Origin of the sequence: Paraburkholderia xenovorans LB400 (assembly GCF_000013645.1) — a bacterium.
GTDB classification, from domain to species: Bacteria; Pseudomonadota; Gammaproteobacteria; order Burkholderiales; family Burkholderiaceae; genus Paraburkholderia; species Paraburkholderia xenovorans.
This window is the reverse complement of sequence record NC_007952.1, coordinates 3,287,429-3,300,560: the sequence shown is the minus strand read 5'-3', so window position 1 is coordinate 3,300,560 and position 13,132 is coordinate 3,287,429. Positions and strand designations below refer to the sequence as shown.

Below are 13,132 nucleotides of genomic sequence, written 5' to 3'. Positions count from 1 at the left end.
AAATGTCCCTTTTTACGGAGCTTCAAAATGAGCACAACCGCGAATCCAGCCGCGCGTCCAAAGTCGAGGCTAACGCCGCTGCGGGCACTCGTCATTGGTCATCGATGGGTGGGAATCCTACTGTGCCTGTTCTTCGCCATGTGGTTCGCGTCGGGCGCCGTCATGATGTTTGTTCCTTATCCGTTTCTCGGTGACGGCGCACGCATTGCACACATCGAGCCGCTACGTACTGAACAAATTGTCGTCGCGCCCGGTGCCGTCCCGGCAGAAGCTGGAATCTCGAATCCCAGCCGCATACGACTGCTCGAAGTTGCAGGGCGGGCGCTCTACGTCGTGAACCCACCGAAAGGCCCTCAGGTCATCGTATCCGCGACGACCGGTAAGCGAGTCGACGGCGTGACCGCGGATCAGGCGAAGCTTGTAGGCGAACACTTTGCGCAAACTCCCGTAGCAAACGTCTCCGAACCGTTCGACTATGACCAGTGGGTTGTACATCACCGGTTCGATCGCTATCGTCCGGTGTATCGAGTCGATCTCGCCGATGGTGCCGGGACACAGCTATATGTGTCTCAACGCTCCGGAGAAGTGATCCAGCGGTCCACCCATTTTGAACGGGCGTGGAACTACGCCGGAGCCGTTATCCACTGGATCTACCCGACGATCCTCCGAAAGAGTTGGGTTACGTGGGACCGCACCGTGTGGTGGCTTTCCCTCGTAGGCGTTGCCGTGACCATCGCAGGCATCTGGCTGGGGATTGTTCGCTGGCGAAACCAGGTGAAGTCCGGGCGCGGCGGAATGAGCCCCTACCGTGGATGGATGAAGTGGCATCACATTGGAGGCATCGTTGCGGCCGGCTTCGTCTTCACCTGGATCTTCAGCGGCTGGCTCTCGATGGATCACGGTCGGATTTTTTCGACCGGTGAGATGAGCGACGCTGAAGACTCCGCCTTCACAGGCATATCGCCGCTGCAGGCCAGCAAATCGGTTACGCGGGACATGCTGCGACGAATGCTACCGGCGTCAGAACTCGAAGTCACGGCGCTCGCGGGCAAAGCATATATCGTCGCGCGAGGTGCGGGTTCCGGTCCGAAGGTGCTGGAGGTCGGAAGTTCTGCGGCGCCGTCGAGCGCATTCCCAGACGCGGCGATCTGGACCGCCGTGCAGGCGGCGTGGCCCGGAAGCAAGGTTGATGCACCAACACTGATCCCTTTGGACGACATATACGCTCGATTGCGAAGCACCGATGGCATCGGCGGCGATGGCGTACGCGTCGTGGTTCATGACAGCAGTAATTCCGACGTTTATGTCAATAACATCACGGGCAAGGTCATCGAGGTAATGGATACAAGTCGGCGAGTCTACCGGTGGCTTTATTTCGGCTTGCATACCCTTGATTTCCCCTTCCTGTCCAATAACGTGATCTGGAAGCCCCTGATGCTGATCTTGCTGATGCTTGGCTTTGCGTTCAGCGTTACGGGCGTCACCATCGGCTGGAAACGGCTCGTACGTAAGCTCTCGTTCCGGCGCGCTTAGCTGGCCGTTTCTGCAGGCCATATCGATGTCATGCAGCGAGCCAAGCTTGCGCCGACAGACCAAGTCTTCAACCAGCAGTGAGACACAAAGTGAAAGATAAATTATTCATGCTTCGTCCAGGCTTTTATCAAGGCACCGAAGGTCCGTTCTATTGCGGAGACTCCGTTGCGGTCGAAGGACTTCTCGGCTTTTTCCCCCAACTTCGCGGCGAGGTCGACGTCGAGTACATCGACGCGCAGCGTCCACGCATAGCACTGGTCGGATTAATTGGAGACGAAAACCAATCCGCACCTGTTCTGATTCTAGCGGACGGAAAAATACCGCTGGACGAAGGTGTACAAACACGCCTATACGGCAACACACGCTTCATTGATTCCCCGGATCACATTCGTCGATACCTGTCCTCTCAGTACGGCGTCGCGCGACCTGCTTAACGACCGATTTCCTATCCAAAGAGTCCTCTCATGCAAACTCGGCACATTATGGCCGCTGTCGTAATCGGCAGTATCGCAAGCTCGGCTCATGCCCAAAGCGGTGTCACGCTATATGGAATCATCGATGACGGTATCGCCTACGTGAACAACATCGGCGGGGCGCATTCAGTACAAGCGTCAACAGCAAATCTGTACGGCAACCGCTTTGGCCTGAAGGGTGCCGAGGATCTCGGCCAAGGGCTCAAAGCTGTGTTTGCGTTGGAAGGCGGGTTTAACGGATTCAACGGCCGCCAGGGACAAGGCAGCCGGGAATTCGGGCGACAAGCGTATGTGGGCTTGGCTGATACCACCTACGGCACACTGACCCTTGGTCGTCAATACGACCCGATCGTCGATACTGTCAGTAATTTCTCAGCCCAGAACGAGTGGGCGACGGACTATGCCGCCCATCCCGGTGATGCCGACAATCTTGACGGGGATTATAGAATCAATAACTCGGTGAAGTACGTGAGTCCGACGTACAGAGGTTTGCAGTTGGAAACTCTGTACGGATTCAGCAACCAGGCGAGTACCGGCGGTGGCGAAGGATTTTCAAACAATCGAGCTTATGGGGTTTCCCTTTCGTACGCGAATGGTTCATTGAATCTGGCGGCTGGCTATCTCAAGCTCGACAATCCGAACGCAGCCAACAACACGAATGGCGCAGTTAGCGGTGACTTTGGCGGCACGCTCTATGTCAGCCCTCAGTCGGGTGCTGCTGCGACATCCCAGCAGGTGGTAGCGGCCGGTGGTACGTATGCAATCGGCAAAGCCACTCTTGGCGCGGTCTACACCAACGTCAAACTAACCTATCTCGATCAGACCAGTCTGCATCTTGACAACTATGAGATCAACGGACAGTACCAGTTGACGCCGGCGTTACTGCTGGGACTTGCATACACCTACACAGACGGTAAGAGCGACATGTTGACCGGCGCTCAGCATCCGCGGTTCCACCAAGCCGAGATTGGCGCCAACTACTTTTTGTCAAGACGAACTGCCGTCTACCTCGTTGGTGCTTTTCAACAGGCTGCGGGTGACGCGAGAAGTGCAGAAATTGCCGAACTAGATGAGGCGTCTTCTACAAACAGACAGGTCCTAGTGGTTGCTGGGATCAAACACAGCTTTTAGATCCGTCGCCAAGCCGGAGAGATGATGTAATAGAAACCGTATAAATTTATAGACATCTTCCTACATTATATTTTCGTAAATAAGTAGTACTGATCGCATAACGTCACTATTAATACTGGCGAGAAGTGACTCCGCTAGTGTCGCCAACAGACTGAAGAACGGATAGAACATGTCAATTAAACGTAGGAAAGCCGTAGTGGTATGCCTGTCACTGCTGATAATGGCACAGGGCGCAACTACTGTGAACGCGAAGGATGCGCAGACTTTGACCGTCGCTTTGGCTCAAGAGGCCGGTAAGCTCGATCTTCTTCAGAACGAGTCCGCGTTGAGCTCATACGGGCTCGTATTCGATGGTTTGGTGCATTACGGGCAAGGGGGAAAACTGGAGCCCGACCTTGCCGAAAGCTGGAATGTTTCGCCAGACGGGAAGATCATCACATTCCAGTTGCGAAAGGATGTCCGCTTCAGCGATGGCACGCCGTTTGATGCCAACGTGGCTCAATGGAACATGGCTCGCTGGATTGGAAAGCCGGACTTCTCGTGGATTAGTGTGTCAGAGAATTTTGAGAGGATGGAGGTGACGGGCCCGTACACTCTCAGGCTCTTCCTCAAAGCACCCGCTCCAGTTGCATTGGCGGAGCTTTCGATCGTGCGTCCAGTGCGCTTTTTGTCGCCGAAAGCCGTAGACGCCAAAGGCCAGCAGACTTCGCCTGTCGGCACCGGACCCTGGAAGATATTGCAAAACGACAGGAGCGAGACGGTACTGGTCCCCAACGACTATTACTGGGGCAAAAAGTCATCAATCAAGAGGATTAACCTCTCAGTAGTACCCGACGAGCTTTCGCGTGCCAATGCGCTGCGTTCGGGCGATTTGGACATCATCGGTGGCGAATGGGTCGCCCCCCTTTTGCCTGCCCGAGCCAAGGCCCTATCCACTGATACTGAGGTCGGTGTGTTCGCTGCACCGGGCGTCTCGACGGTCTTGCTTGGATTTAACGACACCCGTGGGCCACTGACAGATGTCAACGTTCGCCGCGCAATCAACCTTGGGATCGACCGCACATCAATCGCCAAAATCCTTTACCAGGGATATGCCGATCCAGCCAGTAACCTCTTTCCACCTACAATTCCCGACGCGGGTAAGAGAGAGCCGGTAATCGTTCGGGACGTCGCAACCGCGAATAAGATTTTAGATGCTGCGGGTTGGGTTAAAGCGGGGGCAGTCAGACGCAAAGATGGGAAAGATCTCGCTTTGAATTTGCTCGCATCTGATCAGGTTCTGCCAGGTTCTCGCCGTCTATCGGAACTGCTCCTCGGCCAATTGGCGGACCTTGGGATTACGGTCACTGTGTCATCGCTTGACGATGCCACCTATCACGATCGGCGGCAGAAATTCGACTATGACCTTGCCTTCTTCACAACCTACGCGGCACCCTATGACCCACAAGGTTCTTTGTCCGCAATGTTTGTCTCAACTGCGGATAGCGGACCAGACGGCAAAATCTTTGTATCGAAGGACCTCGATGCTGTCGTTCAAACAGCATTGTCGGCAGCCGGGGACGACAGAAAGGAAAAGGTGCAAAAAATCTACGACTGGATGGACAAGAACGCTGCGATCTGCCCGCTCGTCTATCCGCAGCGATTGTGGGCATATAACAAGCGGGTCGACGGGTTCGCTTTGCCGCCCACCGAATACGATATGCCGATTTCCAATCTTGTTCTGAAGCCGTAAGGCCCCCTCCCGTTGTTGCACTGAGTAGGAAAGACGTAATGGTTAGCCTCTTTTGTCGCCGCTTGGCGCTGGCCCTAGGTCTTGTCATATTGGCCAGCTCTTTGACGTTTGCATTGATCGCGTCTGCGCCGGGTAATGCCGCGAACTTTCTCGCGGAACGAGCTGCGGGACCAAAAGCGACTCATGCGCTGGTTGAAAAGATCGAGCACGATCTTGGACTAAATGATCCGCTTTACGTGCGTTACGGCCATTGGGCAGTCGGAACCGTGCGCGGTCAGTGGGGAGAATCGTTGCGCACAGGGCGTCCTATTACGAAAGAGCTCGCCGAACGATTGCCGACGACCATGCGACTTCTGGCGGGTGGTGGCGTAATTGCTTTGGTTATGCCTCTGATTTTGGGCCTTCTCGGGGCTGTGAGCAACGGCGGTCCAGTTGACCGTACCTTGCGGGTACTTGCGCTGTTCGGGGCCTCGGCACCCAACTTCTTTGTCGGTGCGATGCTGGTGTTGTTGCTCTCTGTGAAATTACATTGGCTACCGGCATTCGGCACGACCGGCTTTGCTTCCTGGGTGATGCCGTGGATAACGGTCGGATTGTTTCCCACGTGTGTGCTCAGTCGGGTTGTGCGTGTCAGCCTTCAAGAACTCATGTCGCGCCCTTTCACCACGACAGGCTTCGCGAAGGGTTACGGCCGTACCGAGGTGTTGCTTCGCGAAGCTTTACCAAATCTCGCAGTTCCGTTCCTTACGACCTTTGGTGCGCAGTTTGCGTTGATGATCATAGGCGCAATCGTGGTCGAATCCGTATTCGCTTGGCAAGGCATTGGAGCATTCTTCATCGACTCTATTCGATTCAGAGATTTCCCTGCGATGCAGGCGGTGCTCATGACGTTTGTGACTTTTTTCGTGCTCGTGAATTTTGTGGTCGACATGCTCTGCATGGCAATCGATCCACGCATTCGACGATCCCATATTGCAGGTGCCTAAAGTGATTAGTCGTTTTCGCACGAGGTTCGGAGGCATCAGCCCGTATGCGCTGATTCCGGTCCTATTATTTATCCTGGTGGCACTGTTTGCGCCCGTCCTCGCCCGGTACGCCCCTGATTCTCAGGTCATCACGGATGCGATGCAGGGACCTAGTCCGGCTCATTGGTTGGGGACTGATTATCTGGGTCGCGACGTCCTCAGCCGCCTTATCTGGGCAGCTCGGGTATCTCTGGTAGCGATGTCTATAGTGCTGATTTCGGCGTTGGTGATCGGCATCCTAGTCGGTTCAATTGCCGGCTACATTGGCGGGAAGGTCGATCTTCTGCTCATCGGCATGATCGACATCATGCTTAGCCTGCCCAGTCTGATCATCGCGTTGGCGCTCATTGGCATCATCGGTCCTGGCTATTGGTCCATGATCGCGGCCCTCACTCTTGCGTGGTGGGCAAACTACGCGCGAATGAGTAGAGCAGTGGTGGCGGGTGAAGTCCATCAGCCACATATCGAGGCGTGCCGGATCGTAGGCGCCAGTCATTGGTGGATTTTCACGCGGCACATCCTTCCATCGGTGTTGGGCGTGGTACTCGTGTACGCAAGTGCCGACGCGGGCGCCCTAGTCCTGTCCATCGCAACCCTTAGCTTCCTTGGACTAGGTGTCGTACCACCTACACCGGAGTGGGGGCAGATGGTGGTCGATGGCATGAATTATCTCGAAGATTCTCCCGGTATGGTCGTGTTGCCTGGTCTCGCATTGACGCTCGTGGTGATTAGCTTCAACGTGCTGGGCGAAGCAATCGCATTGCAAAAGCTACCGCGCGCCGTGAAAGGTAGGGCTATGACGAAACGTATGCGAGCCCGGGCGCTCGAAGAACAGGCTACGAAGCGGAGCGCCCATTGATGTCGAAGACTGACCAGAGGCAAAGTGGTGAGCCGATTTATGAAACCAAAAACCTTGTTGTCGACCTCTACACGGAAAACAACGTTATACGGGCCGTAGACGAATGCTCATTTTCGCTATTTGCTGGAGAGACGCTGGCTGTCGTAGGCGAAAGCGGTAGTGGCAAAACGGTTATGACGCTCGGTCCGCTGGGCTTGCTCCCCGAAGGCATCGCCGTTCATATGCGCGGAACGGCGGCAACCTCGAGAGGCGATCTCCTTCGCTTCGGCGGCCGGCGTCGTGCATCTGTCAGAGGGAACGACTTTGGGGTGGTCTTTCAGGACCCCCTCAGTGCGCTGAACCCGATGCGACGGATCGGCCCTCAACTGGCGGAACAAGCGTGCCGTTTCGCAGGGATCACTGCTAGCGGTACCAAGGCCGATGCCGTATCGAATCTTCGCCGCGTCGGCATTGCGGATCCAGAGGACCGCTACTGGCGGTATCCGCATGAGTTCTCCGGAGGCATGCGTCAGCGCGCCATGATCGCACTGGCATTGGCCTCCAGGCCTAAGATACTTCTCGCAGACGAGCCGACCACAGCACTGGATGCGACGGTTCAGGCACAAATTATCTCTCTTCTTAAGCAGATTCAAGCCGAGGACGGACTGGCCATCCTCCTGATCACCCACGACATTGGAGTCGTGGCAGGAATGGCCGACCGGGTTGCAGTCATGTACGCGGGACGAATCGTTGAGGAAGGCGCGGTCACGGATGTGTTGAAGAATCCCGTGCATCCCTATACCCAGGGGTTGCTCTCATCGGTTCCTGATCTCGATACGCCAATTGGCGAGAAGCTCACTGAAATCCCGGGCACCCCCCCGGACCTATCTCGCCTGGAAGCAGGCTGTCGATTCGCGCCGCGTTGCTTCGCTGCGCAGCCATCGTGCAGTCTGGCTCGCCCCACCCTGTCATCCGTCTCCATAACGGCACCCACTCATAAAGTCGCTTGCTTCGTGATGCAGCCTAAATACCAGGAGGTTATCGGGTGAATGCTTCGAACACCATCGCTGTGAGCGACCTCATGGTTCACTTTCCAACTTCGCGTGGCGTTACAGTGCGTGCAGTGGACGGCGTGAACCTGCAGGTTCAGCAGGGAGAGTTCCACGGGATTGTGGGGGAGTCCGGCTGCGGGAAAACCTCGCTCGCGCGAACGATAGCAGGGTTGCAGCGACCAACTGGCGGAAGCGTACTTATTGACGGCCGCGAACTGAACGATTGGCGCGGCGACCGTCTTGCTTTCAGCAGACACGTCCAATTCATCTTTCAGGACCCGCTGGCATCTCTAAGCCGTCGCCAGACGATCCAGGAGTCCCTTGAAGAACCCTTGAGAATTCACGGAATCGGACCCGCCTCCGAGCGCCGTAGGCGGGTTGCGCAATTGCTGCAGCTAGTGAGCCTACCCGAGGCGTGCCTTGATCGGTTACCGCGAGCATTGTCTGGTGGGCAGCGCCAGCGGGTTGCGATCGCCCGCGCGTTGGCACTTGATCCGCGCATTCTCATTTGCGACGAACCGCTGAGTGCCCTTGACGTCTCGATAAGAGCGCAAATCCTCAACCTGTTCGCTGATTTACAGAAGAAACTCGATCTTTCGATCGTGCTAATCGCCCATGATCTGGCTATCGTTCGTCTCGTTTGCACTCGGGTTAGTGTGATGTACCTGGGGAAGATCGTTGAGACCGGCCCGGCTCATGATCTCTTTGCACAGCCGCGCCATCCGTACACCAGGGCATTGCTGGATGCCGCGCCTTCAACCGATCCGAAAATCGAACGCTCGCGCCGCGTTTCGTTGTTGGCTGGTGACCCACCGAGTCCAAGTGCGCCGCCATCGGGTTGCCGATTTCACACGCGGTGCCCGTTGGTGAAACCGGTGTGCAAGACTGAAGAACCCATGCTTCGATACATCGGCGATCAGGTCTCGGTCGCCTGCCATCTAGCGTAACGAATGCATCGAAACGGGGGTCCGACCGGCTCATTCAGACTCGAGGCGATAATACAACCGAGCGGTTAGAATAGGATTGCTTGTTGTGACATCTCGGAGGAGTTTTCCGGAGGCGAGGCACGCGCAGCCGCGCCCAATGGCCCATGACGATCCGCCTGCGCCATAACGTGCCCGATCGGATGACATACTGCAGCCTACACTACAGGCACGGTAACACTGCTTGCTTCCGTGGTTCATGTCACAACCGCCGACCGGCCGGGATTCGACGATTTGAAGGCCGCGTGATGGCTGGTCACCGGAGATCCTCTCGACATTCCCCAAGTGGTTTTGGGCGAGGTTGTGCTAGGGCCACACACGGTGGTTGCTGTTGGCCATGCCGCCACCTATGCGTTCTATCAGGCTGCCTATCAAACGGGAACGAGCGAACGGCTTGTGCTGAATGCGCCGACTTGGCGCGGGCCGTTCCCGACTATGACGGTCGGGCACTGCCACTGGTTCGATAGTGTCCGTACCGCGGTTGACAACGCGGTCATTGGCCCGCTGCCCTCTCGCCCCAACGTTAGTATGCCCGTCGTGCGCAGGATGGCGCAAAGAGATGTGTACGGACCCCCTGCTGGCTTATCGGGGATCGCCTGGGGGGAAGAGCTGCTAGTGAGCCGGGCAGCAGGCGCCGAGCCTGCCTCGGTATGTATTGTCGCCGATGGTCTCGACCGCGCGACAGCGTGGACGGCCGGGCCGATTTCCTAGACCCAGCCTGTCCCGCGAAGGTACCGATCCTGATCGTCTATGGTGACTAGACGCAGCCGAAATCACGTGCTGAAACGAGGGCGTTGGCGGCATTGCCAAGTGTTGACGTGGTGCAGCTTCCGCACGGAAACCACTCCATTTATAATGGATAACGAAAAGAAAAGTGGCGGAGCTATCGCCGTGTTTCTGACCGCTCTCGCTCTTGGGGCCTAAGGTTACAGCACCGGTTATATCGTTTCGATCCCGATACAATGGTTCATCCAGCCGGGGGCACAACGCAGATTTGTACATTACCCTGGGCATCGCATGGCGCCAGCAGCGCGTCACTAGGCCGCCATGCCAGCGCGCTGATTTCCGATTCACTGGTTGGGCCTCCCAGACGTCTACGTGCTCAAGCTTCGTAGGCGAATACCCGGCCATCTTCACCAGCGCTGACCACGCGCCGGTCTCCGTGGCTAAAGGCGATGGAGCTGATCGGCGCCCGATGCACGTCCTGGTAGTCGGGTTCCGTGCCTTGCGGACTGGTCCCGGCGCAGTCCCAGATGATTAACGGTTCACCGCCGCCGGTGGCGAAATAGTGGCTATCTGCACTCCACGCCGAGCGACGGACTTTAGTCGGATAGCCGTCACACATAAAGACGGCATTCCCTAGGCCGGTCACTTAGCAAGGAAGATTAAGACGATGCTCGCCGCGGCGTTAGCGGATGAGGCGGCAAGCTGTCTTAATGACATCAATACCGCGAAGCGTGGCGGACGCACGCCAAGGTCGCGTAGTCAATCACCCGATTGGGAGCTTGCGACGCGACGAAGTCTACTGGAGAGGGAAGCAACGGGACCCGGCGGATCTCGTGACCATATGCTGGCCCCGCTTGCGCGAATATTGCTCACGAATACTCGCCGAAGGTTTTGACCAGATTCAGCCAGTAGCTGGCGCCGATCGAAAGCGCATCATCATTGAAGTCGTAGTGTGGGTTGTGCAATGGCGCACCAGGCGTCTTGCCGTCGACCCCCATCCATACGTAGGCAGCAGGCCTGCTTTCTGCCATGAAGGCGAAGTCTTCGGACGCCATGGAGGGCATGATGCCGACGGTAACCGAATCGCTACCCACAGTCGCGCGCGCGGCGGCCGCTGCGACGCCAGCGGCCGAAGCTGCGTTAATGGTTGCCGGATAACCATAATGATAGCTGAGCGCAGCTATCGCACCGTGCGCGCGTGCGGTCGATTCGCTGATTTCCCCCAGCAGCTCGATAATGCGTTGCTGGATATCCGCTGAAAAGCAACGTACGGTACCTCGAATGACGACCCGATCTGGCAGGACGTTCCACGCCTCTCCACCGTGGATCTGCGTGACGCTGATGACGGCAGCCTCTTTTGGCGACAGTCGTCGGCTGACAATTGTCTGTAGCCCGATCACGATATGGCTCGCGCAAACCAGCGCGTCGATACCTTCCTCTGGCATCGCGGCATGCGACCCGTTGCCATCCACGAGAAGCTCAAACGTATCGAACGATGCCATCATTGGTCCATCGTTCAGCGCGAAGCGACCAAGTGGCAACCCCGGCCAGTTATGCAGGCCGAAGACTGCCTCACATTCGAAACGCTCGAACAGGCCGTCCTCCATCATTACCTTGCCGCCCCCGGCTACTTCCTCTGCAGGTTGGAAAATGAAATGTACGGTGCCACGCCAGCCAGAGTCCCGGCTAAGGAGTGCGGCGCCACCGAGCAGCATGGCGGTGTGGCCGTCGTGACCGCACGCGTGCATCTTGCCCTTGACCTCGGAGCGATGTTCGAACGAGTTGAACTCCGCTATCGGCAGGGCATCCATATCAGCGCGCAGCCCGATCGAACGGCCTGCGCCTCGCCTGAGCGTGCCGACCACGCCGGTCTGTCCAAGCCCTTCGTGCACTTCACATCCAAGCTCGCGCAATGTTTTCGCAACCATTCTCGCTGTTGCGACTTCCTCGAACGCGGTCTCGGGATGTCGATGCAACTGGCGACGCCAGTTGACCATCTGACCACGCAGTTCCTCATCGATCATGTTTCCCTCATCATATGGCGGATGGCGGTGCCGCACTGACGCCGCCACGTTGATCGTCGTCCGATCCACTAGACATCTGGGCAAAACGCGGCTGGCACAAGAAACACCGACTCCTGATGTTCGAGGTACGGAACAATGCGTGGCGTGAATGCCTGCCACTGAGGATCGGCCGCGAGCCTTTCCCGTTGCGCTGCGCGATGCGAATAATCATCGTAGGCCCACCAGAAAACGACGGAGTTAAGCGTGCCGGAGTCCTGCGTCCAGCAGCCGCGTAACCGGGCATACTGAGTGATAATTCCGAGCCCTTCATCCTGATAGATTTTCAGGAACTCTGGTACCTTGCCCGCGGTAATCCGATATGTCCGCATTTCGACTAACATATTGTCTTCTCCTCGCAAAAGGACGCCGGCTCAGGCCGGCACGTGCTCAAAAGCTATGACGGATGCCGACGCGAACCGCGACCTGGTTGGCAGTGTTTGATGGTGAGAGGTACGTGAGATCGGCGACTGCCGTGTGGCCTGTAGAGTCAATTCCACTTGCACGCTGCCATGCCACCACAAGGTAGGTGAACGTGCGCTTGGAGAACTGATACTGCGCTCCTCCGGCTACCTGGTTGTAGTGTGCAGTCGGCGTTGATGTGTAGTCGTAAGTTACCCCGCTCATTACCGCCGGCGTGAAGTTGTGCGCCACGAAGACTTCGTATGAATTGAGCGCCGCCGAGCCGGAAAACGACGTGCTCGATGTGGCGACCGCATCGTTAAAGCGCGTATTCGTGTACATCGCACCGAGCGTCGTCGCATTCCAAAGATAGTTTGCCCCGACACCGAACGTACGCATCGTATGTGCAGTTGCGTAGCCACTATAGATCGAGTTGGCGACTGGGTCGGTAAACGCGCGACCGGCCACCGCGGCCGCCGACCCGTCGAAGCGCGCGACGGCTGGATTGTTGACCTCCAGGAATGCTGCTGACACCTTCAACGGGCCATTTGCGTAGTTGGCTCCGAACCCATATTGTTGCGATGTGCCAACGGCGCCCGGCACGCCACCGAAGCTATACATTGCGCCGGCGTTCAATCCCCGGAATGTCGGAGTTACGTACTTGACGGCATTGCTGACCGGGTAAGTACCCCAGACGCCATCGACGTCGCCGACGTGTGACGACAGGGATCCACCGAACAGTTGCGCGGAGCTGAGCGCCTGCAGATTGGTGACCATAAAATCATACTGGCGGCCGAGCGTCACGGTACCGTAGTTGCCGGTTAGCCCCATGTACGACTGCCGTCCCCAAAGACGCCCGTTGTAGCCTAACTTTCCGCTGTTCACATCGAATCCATCCTCAAGTCGAAAGATTGCCGCAGTGCCGCCGCCCAGGTCCTCTCGACCGAGAAACCCCCACTTGCTGCCCCCCAGGCCGCCGCTGAATGTCTGCCAGGCGGCGTGACCTGACTGATTGTTCGTATATGTAATACCGTCGTCCATGACACCATACAACGTCACGCTGCTCTGAGCGAATGCTGCGCCTGACAGTCCAGCCAGAGTGATTAGTACACCTATTTGTTTGCAATACATAATACACCCCTATCGTAATTGAATGACCCGAAACTCTGCGAAACTC

The 13,132-nt window shown here is 57.1% G+C and carries 12 protein-coding genes; 8 read left to right on the top strand and 4 right to left on the bottom strand.

The window, feature by feature from the left end; translation table 11 throughout:
- Positions 1-27: 27 nt before the first annotated feature.
- The 8 genes from BXE_RS36465 (at position 28) to BXE_RS36435 (ending at position 8,731) form a co-directional block, all read left to right on the top strand.
- Positions 28-1,533: a PepSY domain-containing protein gene (locus BXE_RS36465; protein ID WP_011493132.1), complete on the top strand. Its 1,506-nt coding sequence runs from the start codon at positions 28-30 to the stop codon at positions 1,531-1,533.
- 89 nt (positions 1,534-1,622) lie between these two features.
- Positions 1,623-1,967, top strand: coding sequence for a DUF3088 domain-containing protein (locus tag BXE_RS44880; protein WP_081435608.1), 345 nt, complete (start codon positions 1,623-1,625; stop codon positions 1,965-1,967).
- Positions 1,968-1,997: 30 nt separating this feature from the next.
- A complete protein-coding gene (locus tag BXE_RS36460; RefSeq protein WP_011493130.1) occupies positions 1,998-3,137 on the top strand; it encodes a porin in 1,140 nt (379 codons plus the stop codon).
- 169 nt (positions 3,138-3,306) lie between these two features.
- Positions 3,307-4,869, top strand: a complete 1,563-nt coding sequence (locus BXE_RS36455) for a nickel ABC transporter substrate-binding protein (RefSeq protein ID WP_040124225.1) — start codon at positions 3,307-3,309, stop codon at positions 4,867-4,869.
- A gap of 38 nt (positions 4,870-4,907) precedes the next feature.
- Positions 4,908-5,855: an ABC transporter permease gene (locus BXE_RS36450; RefSeq protein ID WP_011493128.1), complete on the top strand. Its 948-nt coding sequence runs from the start codon at positions 4,908-4,910 to the stop codon at positions 5,853-5,855.
- Position 5,856: 1 nt separating this feature from the next.
- Positions 5,857-6,753, top strand: a complete 897-nt coding sequence (locus BXE_RS36445) for an ABC transporter permease (RefSeq protein WP_011493127.1) — start codon at positions 5,857-5,859, stop codon at positions 6,751-6,753.
- Positions 6,753-7,781: an ABC transporter ATP-binding protein gene (locus BXE_RS36440; protein WP_011493126.1), complete on the top strand. Its 1,029-nt coding sequence runs from the start codon at positions 6,753-6,755 to the stop codon at positions 7,779-7,781. Before BXE_RS36445 ends, BXE_RS36440 begins: the two co-directional genes overlap by 1 nt.
- Positions 7,778-8,731, top strand: a complete 954-nt coding sequence (locus BXE_RS36435; protein WP_040124228.1) for an ABC transporter ATP-binding protein — start codon at positions 7,778-7,780, stop codon at positions 8,729-8,731. Before BXE_RS36440 ends, BXE_RS36435 begins: the two co-directional genes overlap by 4 nt.
- 1,138 nt (positions 8,732-9,869) lie before the next feature.
- Here BXE_RS36435 and BXE_RS48335 read toward each other — a convergent pair.
- The 4 genes from BXE_RS48335 to BXE_RS36415 all read right to left on the bottom strand — a co-directional run bounded on the left by BXE_RS48335 (position 9,870) and on the right by BXE_RS36415 (position 13,086).
- On the bottom strand, positions 9,870-10,112 hold the full coding sequence (locus BXE_RS48335; protein ID WP_148223050.1) for a WD40 repeat domain-containing protein: 243 nt from the start codon (positions 10,110-10,112) through the stop codon (positions 9,870-9,872).
- Positions 10,113-10,362: 250 nt separating this feature from the next.
- Positions 10,363-11,517 carry a M20 aminoacylase family protein gene (locus BXE_RS36425; RefSeq protein ID WP_011493123.1) on the bottom strand — a complete coding sequence of 385 codons (1,155 nt, stop codon included), beginning with the start codon at positions 11,515-11,517 and terminating at the stop codon, positions 10,363-10,365.
- A 68-nt stretch (positions 11,518-11,585) separates the two neighbouring features.
- The gene (locus BXE_RS36420) at positions 11,586-11,897 is read right to left on the bottom strand and encodes an NIPSNAP family protein (protein ID WP_040124230.1); all 312 of its coding nucleotides are present in this window, start codon (positions 11,895-11,897) and stop codon (positions 11,586-11,588) included.
- Positions 11,898-11,943: 46 nt separating this feature from the next.
- Positions 11,944-13,086 carry a porin gene (locus BXE_RS36415; RefSeq protein ID WP_011493121.1) on the bottom strand — a complete coding sequence of 381 codons (1,143 nt, stop codon included), beginning with the start codon at positions 13,084-13,086 and terminating at the stop codon, positions 11,944-11,946.
- Between the last annotated feature and the right edge of the window lie 46 nt (positions 13,087-13,132).